Source organism: Lacticigenium naphthae DSM 19658 (genome assembly GCF_000425865.1).
GTDB lineage: Bacteria > Bacillota > Bacilli > Lactobacillales > Carnobacteriaceae_A > Lacticigenium > Lacticigenium naphthae.
On record NZ_AUEG01000004.1, the window covers coordinates 97,631 to 118,813 of the forward strand.

Genomic DNA, 21,183 nt, shown 5'->3' on the forward strand with positions numbered 1-21,183 from the left:
TCTCCATCTATCGATTATTTTTAAAAAGATCATAGACAGGCGATCTCGGTCGTATCCAACAGAACTAAATAAGTTGAACTAACTTTTTTACCTGTTATAGATTCTAATGCCATCCGATACAAATTGAGTTGTCCTTTATATTTATCAAGCATATGCTCTTTAGCTTTATCTTTGAACCTTTTAACTTGATCAGTTTTATAATCAAATAAAATCAAAGAATCTTCAAATTCAATGTATCCGTCAATAATTCCGTGGATGAGAATATGGTCTTTCCCATCTTCTTCGCTTTTACCAAATAGTTCATCAGCACCCAGTAACAAAGAAAAGGGGACTTCTCTTTTTACAATAGATGAATATTGAATGATCGTCTGAGCTAAGTCCGTTTCAAAGAAATCTAAGAGAGTCTGCTGGTCAATACGATCCCCTATTTCTTTGGTAATTAATTGTTTCTTCATCAGTTCATGAATGAGATTTACAATTTTTTCTTCGGTAGGTTTACTGTCTAAATTTAAAGACTGTAAAACCAAATGGGTCCCTTGTCCGACTTCTGCACTTGTTGGTACAGATTGTTCCCGAACGAATCGCGGTTGTGGTAATTCATCTTCGGTATAGCGATGTTGACTGCGCAAGTTACTTAAATCCACTTTTAACATTTTTCCATCTTCCGGTTCTTCAAAAAGCCGTTTGATTTCAGAAACAGACTGATAACTTGTCGTTCTAGTTGCTTCTTTATATGAGTATCCTGCATTCAGAAGTTTGTTAGCCTCTTTCATCCAATCTATGGATGTTTGAGTGATATTTACAGGCTCAGATTGGCTTTTAAAAGATTCAAACCATTGTTCACCTGTATAAACCTCTGTTTTTAATGCGCTCTGGCTCAATAACTGTTCAGAGTAATACTGTACACTAAAGCGAACGGGATAATGGTGGATCACTGGATTTGTCTGAGATTTACTTGATAAAGAATGAGTTTCATGACGAGCAACACTCATTCCGATCCAGTCCATATAACTTTTCGCATGTAACCGCATCTCTGTTGGTAAAGCCGACCCATAATGAGCCGTAGCTACTTTCCATTTGTTTTCAGCCTCTTCTTTATTTTTATAAGATCCGACTAAGAACAGTTTTTGTTCTGCACGAGTTAAAGCAACGTACAATACGCGCATGGCTTCAGCTATTAATTTCTTCTCTTTTTCTTTTTTTATGGCTACTTCCGCTAAAGTGGCTATTTTTATTCGCTGGTCACTGTCAACAAACGTCATTCCAGCGCCATATTCTTCATCAAATACATAAGGTTTATTTAGATCTTGGGTATTGAACTGTTTGGTCATATCCATAATAAAAACAACTGGAAATTCTAAGCCTTTACTCCCGTGGATCGTCATCACTCTTACCGCATTATCATCTTCTGAAAGCAAGGATGGCTCAGCTAAGTCTTTATCTTTTTTCTGCATCTTCTCAATAAAGCGTATGAACTGGAATAATCCTTTGAAACTTGTTTTTTCATAATTTTCAGCTTTTTCATAAAGAGCATGTAAATTTGCTACACGCTGTTTTCCCGAAGATAATCCACTAACGTAATCGATAAAACCAGTCTCATTATACAGAAGCCATATTAAGTTCACCAATTTTAATCTACGCGCTTTCTCTCTCCAACGTTCTAACTGTGTTAAGAAAAAGGTTGCCTTCTTGGTTAAAGAGTTAAGTGAAATAGTTCCGTCCAGTCCTGTTGGAGGGTGTTTGACGAAAGTAAGCAATGCTTCATAATAATCACTCGTTTTATTTGCTATCCGTATAGCTGCTAATTCATTTTCATCTAATCCAACTAATGGTGACCGCAGAACAGCTGCTAAGGGAATATCTTGCCTGGGGTTATCGATTATTTTTAATAAAGAAAGAATAATAGTGATTTCAGTCGTTTGAAAGTAGTTTTGTGTATCTTTTACAGCTACTGGTAACATGTGCTGAGTAAAGATTTCTTGAATGGTGATATTGTGTTTTTTGGTTGGGACCAATAAAACAACATCTTTGTATTGGATAGGGCGCGTTTGTTTCAATTTTTTATCATAAACCGCGTAACCCATCTCAATCAATTCAGTTATTTTCTGAGCAGTCATTTGTATTTGACCCTCGGCTTTAGAATCGATAGAAAAATCGATTCCGACATCTAATCCCTCATCACTATTTAGTTCTGTTTCTTCTTCTTCCTCTTGTTCGGACTCATAAATCAACAGTTCTGTTTCACGATCATCAAAAGACGCGGGGAAATCTTTACGGCCATTGACTAGTTGAGCTGCTTCATCGTAATCTAATTGACCGAGTTGTTTATTCATCAATTGTGAAAATATAAAGTTAGTGAACTGGATAATCGATTTATGAGACCGAAAGTTTTCTGCTAAGACGATTCGTTCACCTGACTGGCCATTTTTGTAGTCTTCATATTTCTCTAGAAACAAAGTGGGATCGGCTAATCTAAAGGAATAAATGGACTGTTTCACATCCCCCACCATAAATTGATTTCCTGCTTCACTTTCAGATTTAGCCAACCATGAAAGAATAGTTGCTTGTAATTTATTAATATCTTGATACTCATCTACCATGACTTCTTTAAATTTTTCCCGATAATATAAAGAAGCTTCACTCGGTAGCCAGTCTCCTTCTTCTTTGTTTCTTAAGATGGCTAATGTATGGTGCTCGAGGTCATTAAAATCAACAAGCCGTCTTTCTTTTTTGTAAGCTGAAAAATTCACTGTAAATTGTTTAGTGATCTCGACCAATTTCTCAATTAAAGGATGCAGCGACTGCATAATTTCTTCTTGGCTTTTTGGAGAAAAGGCAAAATATTTATCAAGGAGTTTTTTATTATACATATCCTTTAGTTTATCACGGAAACTTTTCATTTCTTGTGCGACCTCGTACTGTTCTGGTTCTTTTTTCTTATTTGGACTTTTCCAAATTGAAAATTTATATGAACTGGCTATTCCATAAAAAGAGTCCAGATCGTCGCTGTCCAATAATTGTTTCAATTCAGTTAACTGCCCTGAATCTTCTTTGAGAATAGTTAACGATTTTTCGAGACCAGCTTCGCCTTCGCCTAAAGCTTCAGCATTTTTTGTGTACTCGATCATAGTTGTCAGAATATCGTCCAACTGAGGTTTGAGCATGGCTTGATATAATTTTGATTGCGTTAAAGAATCAGTCATTTGGTACATTTCTGCCAAGTTGTCTAACCATTCATTTGGATCGGGATGGGCCCTTGAAAAATTATATAAAGAAAATACCAAATCCGTCAATGCATCATCAGTTCTGTCTGATGAAAACATTTCTGCCAAAGAAAGGAATGTTTGGTTTTCTTCTTCGTATAGTTTTTCTCTTAACTCAAACCACACTTCTTCTTTCATTAACGAAACTTCAACGTCGTCTGCCAACAAACGGAAGACCGGGTCAAAATCGATCAGATAATAAAAACGGCGTACAACTGCAAGACAGAAAGAATGCAACGTGCTGATATCAGCTTGGTTCAGCAATGTGAGTTGTTGCTGCAATTGTTTTCTTTCTTCCGTTTCGGGTTCAGAAGAAATTGTTTCCCTCACTGCTTGTTGAACGCGTTCTTTCATTTCTTTTGCTGCATCATTCGTAAATGTAACAACTAATAATTCATCAATATTCGTTCCTGCTTTGATTTTTTCGATGACTCGTCTCACTAGCACGGTTGTTTTTCCCGAACCAGCCGAGGCAGAGACAAGTAGGTTGTTCCCTTGACGATGGATAGCTTCCCATTGTTTATCTGTAAACAGTTCATTCGCCGGTTTCATCGGAATGTGACTCATGAATGGCCTCCTCCTTTTCTATCTCGGTTTGAATTTTTTCGAGCAATTGTTTTTTTGAATAGTTTTCAATCGTTCGATACGTATTTTCCGGAAGTAAAACATCAAATTGTGCTACTGCCTTATAAGCTCCACCAACTGAAGGTGTATATTGTCGTTTCAGCGTGTCTTTAAAAGGAAGCAGGGAGACATCTCCTTCTAAAATATTCTGGCCAGCTTTTTTGATCAGTAAGCGATTATAGGCTAAGAGTAAAGCTAATTCTTCCTTCGCAAAGAATTTATTCGATCGGAATCGTCCGTCTTTTAATTGCTTGTATTCGTATACCAATGAGCTTTCTGTCGGGTTAAGTGATACATCCAATTCTTTTAATAACTCTTCGTCTTCGATGATAAATCCAGATAGTTTAAAGTCTTTTAATAACGCTAAGGATGTTTTGTCAGACTGGATGTCCTTTTCAGTTAACTTAAGTAACGGATTATGGATGTGGTAATAAAAAGCTCCCGCGGGTTCTGCTGATCGTCCAAATAGTTCGTCAGCATGTTCAATGGCGGTGTCTAAATACGTAAAAATTTGCATCGACAATCCGTAAAACACATCCGGGTACCCTAATTTTTTTTTGCTTGATTTATAATCTACTACACTTAGATAGAGTTGGTCATTTAATTCCAGTGAATCAATGCGATCAATTTTTCCTCGTAAGTGTATTTCTTTTTCTTCGGGTAATTTGAATGATAAACTAGGCAACCCTTTTTGTGCACCTACTTTGCCGAATAGAACTTCTGATTGGCTCGCTTTCATATTCGAACGGTTCGATTGATTCACCAATGCCCCGATAACTTGTTTAATAGTAAGAAATAATTGTTTGCGTATAAAATTCATTCGATGGGAACTCGTTAAAATATTGTATTTTTCTTTTTCAAATAAACGAGCAAATACATCTCTGGTGATTACTTCGATTTGAGCAGTACTCAAATTAGGCAGGAGTAGATTCCTTTGTTGTGTTTCCTTGAAAACCAAATCCAATACTTCGTGAAAGAAGCTTCCGGTCTCTGCAGGAGATAATTCCTGAATGAGTCTTTCTTTTAACTTCAAACCATAAATCAAGAAGTGGCTGAAAGGATCCAAGTAATAAGTTTCTAGTTGAGACACGGATAAATACAACTGCTTCCCGTATAATTGTTCTGCTAATTGTTTTTTTAAAGAAGTCGGCTGGTTTTTCCAATTCAGACTTTCCAGTAAAGAGGCAAAATAAGGATCGTCCTCATAGTGTGTGAGATAATATTGATACAGTTGTAACCACACAGGGTGGGGAAGTTCATTTTGTTCGATTCCTTCTCTCATCTTTCTTAACAATTGATTTAACGTTCCTTTTGGAGTGCCAATAAAAGACAAGAAGTCTTTCTTGTCCTTTTCTTCGAGCCATTCGTTGTTTTTTGCTTCAACAGGAATAGAGAAATAATCTTTGATCCGTTGTATATATGGAGACAGTTTGTATGTCTTATTATCTGAATTTTTCATCGGATAAGAAAATACAATGCGGTCTTTTGCATGCATGAAAGCTTTGTACGCCAAATAAGGTTCGTTAGCCATTCTTTTAGAAGGACTTGATACAAAGTATTGTCCTTCCTCAAACGTTCCTTCTAACTGGTTTTTATCTTCTTCTGTTAGCAAGGAATCATTGTCGTATGCCATGGGTAGATGCTGATCAGTCATTCCCAAGAAAAATACTATTTTTGAAGGAGTAGCTTGTTCACTTGAAAAGTCAGTCAAAATTACTTGATCGATGCTAGGTGGAACAATGCTATAAGATGCATTCTCAAAACCGGTGGCTACTATTTTTAAAAATAAATCACTATCCCAAGTATCCTCCCCTAATATATCAACAAATTCGTCTAATAATTGCACGAAGGTGTCCCACACTTGTTCGTGTTTTCGTGCTCCATCCAAATCCCCTTCAGCGATTGCTTCATCACGCCAATAAAGTAATTGTTTATTGATACCGTTCTTTTCTAAAAAACGATACAAAAGGGTGGCTGCTTCTTCGTTTGTTTGTGCCTTTTTGAGTTTTGTAAAGAATGGGATCAGACGGCTTTGCAAATCAAATCGGATTTCGTTTGCCGTTTCTTCTATTCCCTTCTCACTATCTGACTGATTGTCTAAATCATCCAATTCAAAGCGTGTATATTTCCATGGGTTTTTATTTGTCCACTGATTTCCTTCATACCCGTAAGCCAAAACAACGTTCTCAGTTAAATCGACTTTATCTCTATAGATAGAAATCAATTTATTGATCGAGATCAACCGTTGCTCTTTTGATAATAAAGAAAAATCGGTTTCCCACACGGTCGGTATAAACAACTCCGTGCGTAAAAATCGCAGAATATCTGTGTAGCGCCAATTTCTTTTCATAATCTGCATCAATGCATCTAAGAATTCCACGAGTGGATGCCGTGACATTGTTTCCGCTTGGTCGACAAATACCTCAATTTGATTTTTTTGGAAAACAGGGACGACAATATTCTTGTACTCATCAATGTTCCTGGTCAATAAACGAATCTCTTTATAGCGGTATCCTTGTGTGGTAAGTTGCCTGATTTGATTCGCTACATGACTGACTTCCGCTTGTTTGTCTTCTGCCTGCCAGATATCTACGCAATCGACAACAGACCCCTTCTCAGTAGTTATCGGATCGAAAGATGAGCTTTGCATCCAATACTCTTCTAAATTCCTTAAACCGGAACAATAAGGCAATGCATCGGTTTTTATTTTCTTGTCAAAAAAAATCGGCGTGCCCTCATTTTTTGCTAACTGATATAAACGAGAATAAGTGAGTCCTACTTCGTAAAACAAGTCGATCTTTTCGGGTTCTTGTTTACTATAAGGATAGGGCGTGTTTAATGAAATCGTCACGTTTTTTGCTTGTTTCATAAACATGTTCAACAATTCCATTTCTTTTGCTGAAAAAGAATCAAATCCATCAACAAAAATATAGGTTTGACTAAAGTCTTCTTCAGACACTTTTTGAATCAACGCATCGAGGACATCTTCTTTTTCAATATAGTGATCGGAAAGTTGAGTGAGATACAGGGAATAAATCAAGTGAATATCCTGCATTTTTTCAAGATAATCCTTTTTGGCTGCTAGATTTTGAGTAGGGATCGAGCTAGAGGCTAAATCTTCTGTAGAGATATTGCCTTGACGAAATTCCCTGAATAATTGAACGAGTTTTTCAACAAATCCCTGATTGTGTGATTCTCCTCTAAAAATAGATAATTGATCTTCATTTTCTGATAAAATCTTTTGAACGAGCATGCTCAAGCCAATGTCCGATAGTTGAGGCGTGGAATAAAGAGTCGAGTCTTGGAGCAAATACCAAGCTAAGCGACTAAAGCTAAATACTTGTAGCCGGATCATCCCCATGATTTCGCGGTCACTATACAATGGATGCTGGTGCAAGTCTTTTAGTACAGCCATTTCCATTTCAAATTTTGCATGGTCTGGGACCAAATAAAACAGTTTTGCCTCCGGTTCGTTTTGTAAAATAGTTGCAATGGAATCGATCATTTCTTTTCTCTTGGGAGCAGTGATATTTCCTATAACAAATTGAAGTCCCATTCTTACTCCTCCATTCTTTTATGTAACAAAACCCAGGAATCATACCCAGGCCTTGTATTGAATTACTCTATCTAAAACCTATGTGTTTTTTTTAGTCGGCCATTTATTTTTGTTGAGTGCCCAATTTCGCGATTTCAATAATTACATCCGTTGCTGCTTCCATGCTTTCCAACGCTACAAATTCATAGCGTCCATGGAAATTTTCTCCCCCAGCAAATAAATTAGGTGTAGGTAAGCCCATAAATGAAATTTTAGAGCCATCTGTACCGCCTCTGATTGGTTTGATATTCGGTATGATACCTAAATTTTCCATAGCTTTTTGGGCCAATTCAACTGGACGCATATCTTTTTCTATGATCTCGCGCATATTGTAATATTGATCTTTCAGCATGACTTCTACACGTTTTTCATCGTAACCTGCATTCATTTTTTCTGCAATTTCGAAAAATAGATTTTTCCGTTTTTCAAATAACTCTTTGTCGTGATCTCGAACAATATAATTTAAGTGAGCTTCTTCAACCGTCCCTTTCATGTCTATCAAATGAAAGAATCCTTCTCTTTTTTCGGTTTTTTCGGGAACTTCCTCTTGAGGTAAGTGTTGATCAAATTGGAGAGCAAGCTTATTTGCATTCACCAGTGTGTCTTTTGCTGTACCGGGATGAACATTTTTCCCTTTGAATCTTACGCGTGCTGAAGCTGCATTAAAACTTTCGTATTCTAATTCGCCGACAGGTCCGCCATCCAAGGTATAAGCAAAGTCCGCTCCGAAATGGTCCACGTCAAATAAATCGGCACCTACACCAATTTCTTCGTCGGGTCCAAAGGCGACCCTGATTTTTCCATGCTTCTCATCTGGATGAGTCAATAAGTAATCCAATGCCGTTATGATTTCAGCTATCCCTGATTTGTCATCGGATCCTAGCAAGGTTGTTCCGTCGGTAGTGATCAACGTTTTTCCATGATAATTTTTTAAATTTGGAAAATCGTCCGGTGATAAGATAATATTTTCTTCTTCATTTAATACGATAGCCGTGCCATCATAATTTTCAATTATCTGAGGACGGACATTTTCTGCATTAAAGTCAGCCGTGTCCATATGGGCAATGAACCCGATTACCGGTGTCTGTTCTTCCCCGGTAGACGCTGGCAAAGTCGCTGTTACAAATCCATTGTTTGTATCGTAATCAATTTGTTCCAGACCTAATTGCATCAGTTCTTCCATCAGTAGTTTTGCAAATTCTACTTGAGTTTGTGTGGAAGGTACCGTTTGGCTTGTTTCATCTGAACGCGTTTCAAATTTCACATAGCGAGTAAATCGGTTTAATAATTCTTCATATTTCATAGCAGTAACGTCTATGCTTAGGAACTAAGCACAACGTTTTCACATCCCTTCAGTAAATAGTTTTTATTTTTTTAGTATGAATTTAAATGGATCTGTATTTAATTGAGAAGAAATGACCTCTAATTCCCACTTTTCTTCCATTGCCCATTGCTGAAATTTTTCTGTCAATGGAGCTTTCGCCAAACTTTCAATGTGGTGCCCTGGATCAATGACGGATAAATTAGCTGCCTGCATATCGTGAGCGGTATGATAATAAACGTCTCCTGTTATAAATACGTCAGCATTTTTTTCTACAGCTTTTTGATAGAATTTCCCTCCATCACCGCCTAGTATAGCAATGCGCTGAATTTGTCTAGTCGGTTCATAATTGACAATGCGCACACCTTCAACCTGAAAGACTTGTTGTAAGTTGTCAACAAATTTTTCAAATGATACGGGATTTTTCAAGTTGCCGATTCTGCCTAGGCCAAAATGTTTTTGATAGTGGTCAATAGAGTACAGGTCAAATACAGGTTCCTCATATGGATGGACCTCTTTGATCGTTTGGATAGCTAGTTCAGTCAGTGATTGTGGAAGCAGAAATTCGATTTTTTCTTCTTCTATTTGTTCTGGCTGATTACTTTTGCCTATAGCTGGATCAGCTTTTTCCGTCGGTGTAAATCTTCCCAATCCTTTTAGGGAGTAGGAAACATTTTTATACTCCCCAATTTCCCCCACGCCAACACGGTGAAGAGCTTTGCGCATTTTCTCGGAATCGTTGAGCGGAGTGAAAATAGCTAATTTTTTATACTTTTCGGCGTATGTTTCTGCTAAGATTTCTGTATCTTCTAATTCCAGCAAATCACTCAACAGATCATTCATTCCTCCTATTGCCACATCAAAATTCGTGTGTGCAGAATAGACAGAAATATTGTGTTGAATAAGCTTTCTGTACATACGTGTTTGTGGATCTTCAGTGGTCAATGTTTTAACTGATCTAAATATAGGGGGATGATGAGAAAAGATGAATTGAACATGTTGATCGATTGCTTCTTGGACTGTTTCAGGCCGCACGTCTAGCGTCACCATCATTTTATCGATAACTTGTTCTGCAGACCCAATAGCTAATCCAATCGGGTCTCCGTCCATTGCTAACTTTTTAGGGGCAAACTGTTCAAATTTTGTTATAAAATCACCCACAGTTAATTTTGGCAAGTTAAAACCTCCTTGATTTCTGCGATGTCACGTTCTACTTCTTCGATTTTTGAACTGTCTGGAATAGAAGCTTTTTTCAATTGCTGAGAAACGAACTGCAACTTTTCAATCTCTTGTTTCCATTTCTTTTGAAATAAAGAGGAACAGTCTTTACGAAGGAATACTCCATATTTCATATCCCGTTCTGAATAGTCTGGTGTCGGTCTATCCGGTTTTTTCTCCGCTACAATAAATTCGTACAGCTTAGCATTCTCTTCTACTATTGCTTCAGACACTATAGAATAACCCTGTCTGACTAGCCATCTGCGCACAAGTTGTTCGCCTACATTCGGTTGTAAAATCAACCGTTCAGTGCCATTCAAGCGATCGTCTTTGACTCCTCTGTCTAAAATGTCACGTATCAGGCCACCGCCCATCCCACAAATACTTACCGCAGAAATATGGTCTGTTTGCTTGATTACTTCCAGGCCATCACCTAAACGGATATCTATTGCCCCAAGTAATTGTCTTTTTTCTACCTCTTTATGCGCATGTTCATAGGGTCCTTTGACCACTTCACCGGCAATAGCTTTTTGTACATGTCCGATTTGGACTAAATTGATGGGTAAATATGCATGATCTGAGCCGATATCAGCCAGTATCGCCCCTTTTGGAACGTATTCTCCAGCTTTTTTTAGTCTCTTTGATAAAGTGACGCTCTCCATGTACCTTAACTCCTTTTGTAATTATTCTGTCCAGTAGAAAAAAAGCTTGCAAAAGAAACTAATTCGTTTCCTTGCAAGCTAAATTTTTCACTGCTTATGCTTCTTCTGAGTCTTCTTCCCCAACTATTTCTGGTTCAGCCATTTCTTCATCAGTTTCTTCTGGTTCTTCATAAGTTGGAGGTGGAGTTACTGAAACAATAATAGAATCTAATTCAGTCAACATTTCCATATTTTCTGTAAGTTCTAAATCAGAAACAGACAGAGTATCTCCAATTACTAATTTGCTTACATCTAAAATAAATTCTGAAGGAGCTTCTGAAGGTGCAACTTCCACTTCAACTTCTGAAAGTGAATGAGAAACATAGCCTTCGTCAATATCATCTTCTCCTGTAACCATAACTGGGATTGTCATAGTAACTTTTTCACCTTTTTTGAATGCGAGTAAGTCGACATTATACAAAATAGGTTTTAGAGATGAGCGAGCTGTGTCTTTGACAAACACTTGATAAGTTTCTCCGTCTTTAACGGCAACATCAAATACTCCATTTGAACCTACTTCTTTTAAAGTCTCTTCTAACTCTTTTTCATTAATTAATACGGGTAAAGATTCTACATCTTTACCAAAAATCGTTGCAGGGACTTTGCCCTCATTTCTTGCTCTTTTTGATGCTCCTGTACCTGTTACTGTACGTTTTTCTGCTACTATCTTCATATACTTCACCTTCCGAATAAGAATTTTTATGATCAATGAAATGATTGCTTTTTCATTTTTAATCTCTCATAAAATTTATTATACCAAATTTCTAATAAACAAGCTAGTAAACATGAGCATTCCATTTCAAAAAAAAACCTACCCCTCTAAAATTTAAAGGAGTAGGCGGAAAAGCATTATTCTAAAAAGTCTTTCAACTGTTTGGAACGACTTGGATGACGCAATTTACGTAGTGCTTTTGCTTCTATTTGACGTATCCGTTCTCTTGTTACACCAAATACTTTGCCCACGTCTTCTAGAGTACGCTGTCTTCCATCGTCTAAACCAAAACGTAAACGTAAAACATTTTCTTCTCGGTCGGTTAAAGTATCTAAGACATCTTCCAACTGTTCTTTTAGCAACTCATAAGCAGCGTTATCTGCGGGACTGGTTGCATCATTGTCTTCAATGAAATCTCCAAGATGAGAATCATCTTCTTCTCCGATAGGTGTTTCCAACGAAACAGGTTCTTGTGAAATTTTAAGGATCTCCCGTACTTTTTCAGTTGGTAAATCCATTTCTGCACCGATCTCTTCTGGCGTCGGTTCACGACCTAAATCTTGAAGTAATTGACGTTGAATACGCACAAGCTTATTAATTGTTTCCACCATGTGCACAGGAATCCGAATTGTTCGCGCTTGGTCAGCTATTGCACGAGTGATAGCCTGTCTAATCCACCAGGTTGCATAGGTAGAAAACTTAAATCCTTTGGTGTGGTCGAATTTCTCAACGGCTTTCATCAACCCCATATTTCCTTCTTGAATCAAATCAAGGAAAGACATGCCTCGTCCGACATATCTCTTAGCAATACTTACAACTAGACGTAAGTTGGCTTCTGCCAATTCTTGTTTCGCAAGAGCATCGCCATCAAGGATACGTTTAGCTAGGCTGATTTCTTGTTCCGCTTTAAGCAAGTCTACTCGTCCGATTTCTTTCAAATACATACGAACGGGGTCATTGATTTTCACCCCTGGAGGAGCAGTCAAATCTTCTTTTTTGGCATCTTCAACAGCATCGGCTTCTTTTTGAATTTGACGCTCCATAGGATCGCCTTCCTCATCCACTACACCTACACCTTGGTCTTCTAAACGTTGAATCAAATCGTCCATTTCGGAAGCATCTAACTCGTAAGGGTTTGCGATACGTTTAGTTAACTCCGTATAATTCACATTTTTCTCTTTTTTCTTCTTGATTTCTGCGATATATCCTTTTACTGCTTGTTCATAAGAAGCTTGTTCTGGGATCTGTTGCTTTTCTTTTTCAGACATTATTTTCCTCCTAGTGGATACATTCTTAGTTGGTATTTTTTAATTGCCTTGATAATTGAATGATTTCCGTCATCAGCATGTGCTGTGCTGCTGTGTCTTTCCTTTGTGCTGCTTTTTTCATATCGAGTTGTTTTACTTTTAATTCTTCCTCAAGGGAATCTTTTGTGGAAATAATAGCAATATAATCCTGTATTTCTTCCATTGTATATTCTGATTCTAAACTGATCCACTCGATTCGAACAGCCTTTTCCTTCAGTTCTTTATCTTTAATGTATTCTAAAAACAAAGATAAGCTAAATTCTTCTTTGTCGCTGATAAAGCTTTCAAACAAATAATAGAGCAATTGATATTCTTCGTGGACAAAATGAAAATCCTCGAGGTTTTGAATATGTCGAAAAACTTCCATTGAATGAGTTAGGCGATAAAAAAGAAATTGTTCAGCTCTTTCTGTTTGGGTGAGTTTGGCCTGTTGAGTACGAACTTGTGGAACAATTGGAACTTCTTTTGACGAAGTGTTTTTTTGACGTTGTTGTCTCTTTATTTGTCTGTTTTCTCTGGTGTATTGCTCAAATTGAGAAGTCAATGAATTCTTAGATACGGAGAATTCTTCTGCCAACTGATTGATATATGTTTCTCTCTGAATTGCTGACGGGACCAAAACTAATTCCTTTAAAATCTGTTCGATGTAGGCAAATTGTTCACTTTCATTCGCTAGATTCAATTCTTGTCGATAATAGTCCATCAAGAAGCCCATAAAAGTATTGCGACCATGCGTGATCAATTCCGAATACGTTTCTTTTCCTCTTTTTTTGATAAAATCGTCTGGATCTAGTCCTTCAGGAAACTGGATGATTTCAATAGCAAAAGGGGATTCATCTCTGAATATTTCTCCAACTTTTTTAGCAGCATTTAAACCTGCTTGATCTCCATCGAAGGCAAGCACGATATGATCGGTAACTTTATCGAGCAATTGAATGTGCTCATTTGTCAAACTCGTACCCATGGAAGCAAGCCCATGTTTGATACCAGCTTGGTAAGAAGATATGACATCCATAAATCCTTCGAAAAGTATGGCTTCTTTTTTTCGTCGTATTTCAGAGCGTCCATTTGCATAGTTAAATAGAATCTTTCTTTTATTAAAGAGAACCGTTTCGGGACTATTTAGATATTTGGGTTGTGTATAATCCGATTGTGCATGTTCAGACATAGAATCTTCAACAACAAATAGTCTACCAGAAAAGGCGACAGTCTTGCCACGATCGTTCTCAATAGGAAAAATGATCCGCCCAGCAAAACGATCAAGCCATTCTCCTTCTCTATCCGCAAATAGTCCGCTTTTTTGTAGTTCGTCAGAAGTGAAAGCTTCTTTGGTGTCTAAAAATTGTTTTAAAACTGTTTTTTTAGAAGGAGAATAACCAATAGCAAAGGTTTCAATGGTTTCTTTCGTTAACCCTCTATCATATAAATAATTTAAAGCAGCTTCTCCAGTAGTCGTATTGAGCAACAGGTGTTGATAAAACTCTCTTGCGTAATTGTGCATACGTAATAGTTTCGCTGCAATCGAATCTTCTTTTATTCCATCGTGTTGCATTTGCGAGTATTTCTCATCTATAGACAGACCACTAACTTCAGCGGTTTTTACAACAGCTTCCGGAAAGGACAAACCATCTATTTCCATTAAGAAAGAATACGCATTTCCTCCTCTTCCGCAACTAAAACAATGATACATTTGCTTTTCCTCATTGACAGAAAAAGAAGGTGTCCGTTCCTCATGGAATGGACAGGAACCAAACAAATTTTTCCCTTGTTTCTTAAGTTGAACATACTGAGAAATCACATCGACTATATTCGTTTGAGTCAATACAGATTGCACAGTTTCTTCAGGAATTCTCATTACTGCCGTGTCACCTCTTCTGCATATCCATTGTTTTCATAGACATTAATAGCCGCATCCATATTCCTATGCGGCAACTATCTATGACACAAAATTTATCCATTTAATCATATTTCAGTATACCAGATTTTTTTATAGATTACAAAAAAAGAAAACCAAACCTTACGAGTGGTTTTCTTTCTTTTGCAGTCTGCTTTTAGGTTAACTGTGCTAATTTCTTTGTTCTCTTCCCTAGCCCTTTCCAGACTATTTGGGCAATAAAAAAATCGATCATACTGTGAAGGAGTGTTCCCACTCCGACGAGTAAGAAAATCGAGTAAAAAAATCCGTCTGTATAGTTTGCTTGCGGCAATGCTCCTCCAAAGTAAAAAAAGGTCACTAAAGCCATTTCAGAAGCCCCATGTAGGATACCTATAAAGAATGAAAAAATCTGGCTCTTGACCTTATCTTCAATCAGTAACCTGTTTCTTTTGATAACCAACCCACCAATGACGGCAAAAACCACATGACTCAGCGCTCTCAAAGCTATTATTAAAGGAAATCCCGCCAACATGAATCCTACCACGGTTCCCAATGAAACGGCCACAGCAATTCCTGGTGAAATGAATAATGCAATAAAAATAGGAACATGACTAGCCAATGTAAAAGAAGCGGGCTCCATCAATATTTTTATAGGCGATACCATCGGAATGACGATGCCAATGGATATGAGCAGAGCAGAGAGGGTCAGTTTAAATACTTCATTTCTTTTAATGCGTATCAACTCCTTATGTATAATAAACAAGTGACAGGTGTCATGACACCTGTCACTTGTTTATTATACGAAATTGATAGGATAAGTCAATCTTTTTTATTAACGGGACATTAATCTCTGTAAATGATATTTAGGTTATCCAATTTTTCGCGAATCGTTTCAAAGACTTCCTTTGAAGGTGTGGTAATTGTATGAGTATGCAAACCTTCTGTCAGTTTGGATAATAGGGAGGTCTCCTCTTCTTTGATTTTTTTCAAAAAAGCATCTGCATCATTTCTGGAAGCTATATTGAGTTGGCCTTTTATTTCTCCATAAACTGGATGATCAATGACCACATCAACGATGGCCCCGCCTGAATCTACGACAGTGTATAATTCATCAGCGGTTTGCTCAGCAGAATGCTGACAAACCACTTGTTGAATATACTGAGGCTGTTTTTGGTAATGTGTGATATACCCATTTGGTGTCGCTAGTATATCATTTCCGCTGGCTCTTAATAATGCAATATCTCCCACAATGACTTGTCTGCTCACGTTGAATTCAGTTCCTAACGATGAAGCCGTCATTGGTTTAAAAGCTTGCAACAACGTTTTCAATAGAGCATCTCTTCTTGAGTTGGCATCCATTTCATTCCCTCCAGTTTACTTTGCCGTGTTTTATTACTCTCCAAATTGAGCTTCATACAAGCGTCTATAGGGACCACTACTACTCATGAGTTCCTGATGGGTGCCAATTTCTGCTATTCCCTGATCGGCTACTACTGCAATCCGATCGGCATTTTTAATTGTAGCCAAGCGATGGGCAATGATCAGTGTTGTACGCCCTTTTGCTAATGAATCTAAAGCTTCTTGTATCGCTTGTTCGGTTTCCGTATCCAAAGCAGAAGTGGCTTCATCTAGAATAAGAATAGGTGGATTTTTCAAAAAAATACGTGCGATAGACAAGCGTTGTTTCTGTCCCCCAGATAATTTAACCCCGCGTTCTCCAATAATGGTTTGGATTCCTTTAGGCATTTGATTTACAACCGTTTCTAAATTCGCCAAACGGATAGCTTCCCATACCTCCTCATCTGTGGCTTGCAAATTTCCGTAAGCAATATTTTCTCTGATCGTTCCAGGGAATAAGAAGACATCTTGTTGAACGATCCCAATTTGTTTTCGTAGTGACTCGATCGTCAAATCTTGAATAGGATAGCCATCTATCGTTATTTGTCCCTCATCTACTTCATAAAAACGAGGTAATAAATTACATAAAGTAGATTTCCCTGCCCCACTTGGTCCAACAAAAGCAATCGTTTCGCCTTGTTTGATGGAGAGATCGATAGAGTCCAATACGGTCAACTCTTCTTCATAACTAAATGTAACTGAATCATATTCGATGTTTCCATTTAAATGGTCTATATCGATAGCATTTTCTTTATTTTGAATTTCTGGAAGACGATGGAGTTCCTCTTGAAACCGCTTAAATCCTGCTATTCCTTTTGGATAGCTCTCGATCATCGTGTTCACTTTTTCAATCGGGCGAACAAACACATTTGAAAAGAGAATAAAAGCTACAAAATCTCCGTAACTGATTTCACCATTAATCGTATAGTAAGCTCCAAAGAATAAAGCGAACAAACTGATCAGCCGAATCAATAAGTAGTTATAAGAGTGACTGATCCCCATCATTTTGTAGAATAAAAATTTCGATTTTTTATAAGCTTGATTTAATTTATCGAAACGCTTTGATTCGAACGATTCATTTGCAAAAGCTTGGACTACTCGAATACCACCGACTGAAGAAGCAATACCCGCACTGAAGTTAGCTAAGTCGTCATAAATTTGTGTGTTTATTTTTGTCATTTTCCGATTGAAAAAGGCTAACGCTAAAGCAATAAAAGGAACCAATATGAATGTTGCAATAGCTAACCTCACGTGAATAGTCATCATAAGACCGAACGCACCGGCTAATGTAAAAATCGTTATGAAAATATCTTCCGGTCCGTGATGAGCAACTTCGGCTATTTCAAACAGATCAGAAGTTAAACGCGTGATCAACTTGCCTGTTTCCCTCTCGTCAAAATAACTAAAAGATTGCTTTTGAACATGATCATACAGGTCTTTTCGCATGTCCGTTTCTATATTGATACCCAGTTGGTGACCATAGTAAGTCACAATGAACTGGAAAAAAGTATTCAGAAAAAACAGCAAAAAGAGTCCAAAAGAAACAAGCAAGATAATAGGCCAGTTCCCTGTTGGTAGCAACTCATCGGTAACTGTACTTACCACCATAGGAAAGGCTAATTCCAGAAGTGCTACAAATATAGCACAACAAAAATCAATCATAAATAATTTTTTGTACGGTCGATAATATCCAAAAAAATTCTTCAACATTCCTGATCCCTCTTCCATTTAAAAAGAAAAGTGCGTCTAAGATAAATCTCACAGCCTCTACCTCTTTTGCGAACATGGTTTTCCAAAATGTGATCCCCAAAAGCAAATCCACCGTTCACTTCCCTATGCTGCAGTTGGTAGTGCCTAGCCTCAGCTGTTCCTTATTTAATAGGCGATAGATAACATCTGCAGGTTTAAACGCGTCTTGTTTCACTCTGGTTTTTACGCTCTTCTATTGTTGGTACTGCTATCAAATAAGCTATTCCCTTACGCGAATCCCTTCACTTTTACCTTACGCTCTTATTTAACAATTAATTTATCAAATTGAGCAAAATGTGTGATCAGGTGTTGAACCTGATGAACTAATTGTAGGCGATTAGATCGGATGGTTTCATCTTTGTCCATGACCATTGTTTCTTCAAAAAATTGATCGATAAGGGGCTGGAGGCTTTTTAACTGATTATAGTATACGGGAACGGCTGTATCGTTCGTTAAAACGGTTGTTAAGTTGATCAGACGTTCGTACAATGCTTTTTCTGAAGTAGTCGTCAGTAGGTCTGGGTTTATTGCACCAGCAGTGTCCATCGTCTCTTCATTTTTGATGCTGATATTGATTACGCGTGTCATTGCTTCAACAAGTGACCTGAAATCTTCGCTTTGACTCTCTTTTTGAAGTAAGTTTGCGGTTTCCAGGATACGGGATAATTTTTCTTGTTTAGAAGCTAGGATGGCTTCAATGATATCGTAAGAGATCGCATTCGCTTGTAACTGTGTCTTCATTCTCCCTTTGATAAATTCGCTTACTTGAGGGTAAATAGTCTCTACTTGTTTTTTGAGATCGGCATCTTCCAATTGAATAGTTGTAGCGATCGTGTGAATCAGCTGATCGATCGGCAAATCAAATTGGTTTGATAAAATGATTTGAACGATACCGTTTGCTTGTCTTCTCAATGCGAATGGGTCATTTGAACCTGTTGGAATCATATCTGCAGCAAAGAAAAGGAGCAAACTATCTAGTTTGTCTGCCAAGGAAAGAATGGTTCCTTCGATGCTCACTGGAATTTCTCCATTGCTCGATAAAGGTAAATAGTGCTCACGAATAGCTTGAGCAACGGGCTCAGGATATCCTTCCAATACGGCATATTTTTCTCCCATGATCCCTTGCAGTTCAGGGAATTCCCCAACCATATGTGTCACTAAATCGAACTTGTAAATTGCGCTCGCTTGATTCACATAGTTTTTGCTTTCGTTTGTGATGGTTATGTTTTCCATCAATATGGTTGCGATTTGATTCACTCGATCCATTTTAGCCTTTAAACTTCCCAGTTTTTCATGATAGGATACACCTTTTAATTTATCGACAAAAGTCTCAATAGAGTGCTTACGGTCTTCATCATAAAAGAATTTTGCATCCGAAAGTCTAGCTTTCAAAACTTTTTCGTTTCCTTTTCTCACTCTATCAATGTGTTCCGCATTTCCATTCCGCACACCAATAAAATAGGGGATCAAGGTATCTGTTTCATTTTTCACAGCAAAATAACGTTGATGGTCTTTCATAGATGAAATCAGAGCTTCAGCAGGCACGGCCAAAAATTCATGGTTAAATTGCCCAAAAAAGGCTGTAGGAAATTCAACCATGTCCGTGACTTCGTTTAACAGCATCGGATCCAGGTCAATTTTCCAGTCATGTTCTTCCCCGAGCTTATTAACTTGAGTCTTGATTTGTTGTTTTCTCTCTTCTCTATCTGCAATGACATATTCTTGTTTCAATTTTCCTTCGTAATCTGATGCATGATCTAAAACTATTTCTTTTCCTAAAAAACGATGTCCGCTTGTTATCCGATCAGCTTTCACTTCGAACAAACTAGTCGGAACGACTAGTTCATCTAAAAGAGAAACGATCCAATGAACAGGACGTATAAATGCAAAAGAATAATTGGCCCATTTCATTTTTACCGGGAATTCTAACGATTTCACTACTTCGATTAATTGCGGTAGTATTTCTGTTACGGGTCGACCCTTCGAGTATTTATCCACAAACACATAGTCATTCCCTTTAACTTCCTTAAAATAGAGAGCGTCTAAATCTACTTTGTTTCCTTTAGAAAATCCTATCGCAGCTTTAGACCATTCACCCGCATCGGTGAGAGCTGCTTTTTTTGACGGACCGCGTAAAGTTTCCGTATAATCCGCTTGTTTTGCTGAAAGTCCTTCAATTTTTACTGCTAAGCGCCGAGGAGTCGAATAAATGAGTACAGTCGTAAAATCTAGACGCTGTTCTTTTAAAAACTGGCTGGTTTTATTTCTGAATTGTTGACTAGCAGAGTCAATCACTTTAGCTGGCATTTCTTCCAGTCCTATTTCCAATAAATAAGTGTGTGTCATTTATTTCTCCTCCTTGCTAATGTCTTTTGATAATGGGAATCCTAGTTTTTCTCGTTCATCAATGTATGTGCGAGCAATTTTCCTCGCCATTTTGCGAATTCTAGCTAAGTAACCAGGACGATCCGTAGCGGAAACTGCCCCGCGTGCATCAAGCAAGTTGAAAACATGACTACACTTCAAGACATAATCATATCCTGGATGAACTAGCCCTTTATCAATTTGGATGGTTGCTTCTTTTTCAAATTTACTGAATAAATCAAATAGCATCTCGGTATCACTCGTTTCAAAAGAATAAACAGAGTGCTCATACTCCGGTTGGAAGAATACTTCACCATACGTAACATCTTCAGACCAACGAATAGCGTAAACATTCTCCACATCTTGAATGTAAGAAGCCAACCGCTCTAATCCATATGTGATTTCACTCGTGACGGAAGCAACCTCTATTCCACCTACTTGTTGGAAATAAGTAAATTGAGTGACTTCCATTCCATCTAGCCAGACTTCCCAACCTAATCCAGCACACCCTAGAGAAGGGTTCTCCCAGTTGTCTTCAACAAACCGGATATCATGTTTTAAAGGATCGATCCCTAACGCTATCAAACTATTTAAGTAGAGTTCTTGTATGTTTTTTGGTGAAGGTTTCATGACTACTTGAAATTGATGGTGCTGATACAAACGATTCGGATTTTCTCCGTATCTTCCATCCGCTGGCCTTCTGGAAGGTTCTACATATGCCGCATTCCACGGCTCGGGACCGTTGGATTTTAAAAATGTATACGGACTCATCGTACCGGCACCTTTTTCTGTATCGTAAGATTGCAACAACATACACCCCTGTTTTGACCAATAATTTTGTAATGTCAAAATTATTTCTTGGAACGTCAGTGTCTTCTCATTCATTTTTTCCACTCCTTAATTAAATTAAACAATCGTATTTTACAAAACAAAAAAACCTATGACGCATAGAAACAGACGTCATAGGGACGATAAAATCGCGGTTCCACCCTACTTCTAGTTCTTTAAACTAGCAGCTTTTTTTAATAAACGCTCCGAAATGCCTTCACCGATGA

Annotated in this window: 13 protein-coding genes; all 13 read right to left on the reverse strand. The window is 37.7% G+C overall.

The annotated features are described in order from the left end of the window. Positions 1–29: 29 nt before the first annotated feature. Entirely contained in the window at positions 30–3,830 is a 3,801-nt protein-coding gene (gene addA, locus H626_RS0105500) for a helicase-exonuclease AddAB subunit AddA (RefSeq protein WP_027108457.1), read from the reverse strand. Continuing rightward, positions 3,799–7,443, reverse strand: coding sequence for a PD-(D/E)XK nuclease family protein (locus H626_RS10730; RefSeq protein WP_051237859.1), 3,645 nt, complete (start codon positions 7,441–7,443; stop codon positions 3,799–3,801). The genes addA and H626_RS10730 overlap by 32 nt, the downstream gene beginning before the upstream one ends. A 103-nt stretch (positions 7,444–7,546) precedes the next feature. Then, entirely contained in the window at positions 7,547–8,785 is a 1,239-nt protein-coding gene (pepT, locus tag H626_RS0105510) for a peptidase T (protein ID WP_035618729.1), read from the reverse strand. 63 nt (positions 8,786–8,848) lie between these two features. Continuing rightward, positions 8,849–9,979: a Nif3-like dinuclear metal center hexameric protein gene (locus tag H626_RS0105515; protein WP_027108459.1), complete on the reverse strand. Its 1,131-nt coding sequence runs from the start codon at positions 9,977–9,979 to the stop codon at positions 8,849–8,851. Next, entirely contained in the window at positions 9,967–10,683 is a 717-nt protein-coding gene (locus H626_RS0105520) for a tRNA (adenine(22)-N(1))-methyltransferase (RefSeq protein WP_027108460.1), read from the reverse strand. The genes H626_RS0105515 and H626_RS0105520 overlap by 13 nt, the downstream gene beginning before the upstream one ends. Before the next feature lie 94 nt (positions 10,684–10,777). After that, complete coding sequence (locus H626_RS0105525; protein WP_027108461.1) at positions 10,778–11,395, reverse strand: 50S ribosomal protein L25; 618 nt, start codon at positions 11,393–11,395, stop codon at positions 10,778–10,780. Positions 11,396–11,571: 176 nt separating this feature from the next. Further along, positions 11,572–12,702, reverse strand: coding sequence for an RNA polymerase sigma factor RpoD (gene rpoD, locus H626_RS0105530; protein WP_035618731.1), 1,131 nt, complete (start codon positions 12,700–12,702; stop codon positions 11,572–11,574). 25 nt (positions 12,703–12,727) lie between these two features. After that, positions 12,728–14,596, reverse strand: a complete 1,869-nt coding sequence (gene dnaG / locus H626_RS0105535; RefSeq protein WP_035618734.1) for a DNA primase — start codon at positions 14,594–14,596, stop codon at positions 12,728–12,730. A gap of 196 nt (positions 14,597–14,792) precedes the next feature. After that, on the reverse strand, positions 14,793–15,380 hold the full coding sequence (locus H626_RS0105540) for a hypothetical protein (RefSeq protein WP_245570080.1): 588 nt from the start codon (positions 15,378–15,380) through the stop codon (positions 14,793–14,795). An 80-nt stretch (positions 15,381–15,460) separates the two neighbouring features. Beyond that, entirely contained in the window at positions 15,461–15,976 is a 516-nt protein-coding gene (locus H626_RS0105545) for a transcription repressor NadR (protein WP_027108465.1), read from the reverse strand. A 33-nt stretch (positions 15,977–16,009) separates the two neighbouring features. After that, entirely contained in the window at positions 16,010–17,725 is a 1,716-nt protein-coding gene (locus H626_RS0105550) for an ABC transporter ATP-binding protein (RefSeq protein ID WP_027108466.1), read from the reverse strand. Between the two features lie 300 nt (positions 17,726–18,025). Then, positions 18,026–20,110 (reverse strand): glycine--tRNA ligase subunit beta, encoded by a 2,085-nt coding sequence (glyS, locus tag H626_RS0105560; protein ID WP_027108467.1) that lies wholly within the window; start codon positions 20,108–20,110, stop codon positions 18,026–18,028. Beyond that, the gene (glyQ, locus tag H626_RS0105565; RefSeq protein WP_027108468.1) at positions 20,111–21,013 is read right to left on the reverse strand and encodes a glycine--tRNA ligase subunit alpha; all 903 of its coding nucleotides are present in this window, start codon (positions 21,011–21,013) and stop codon (positions 20,111–20,113) included. Between the last annotated feature and the right edge of the window lie 170 nt (positions 21,014–21,183).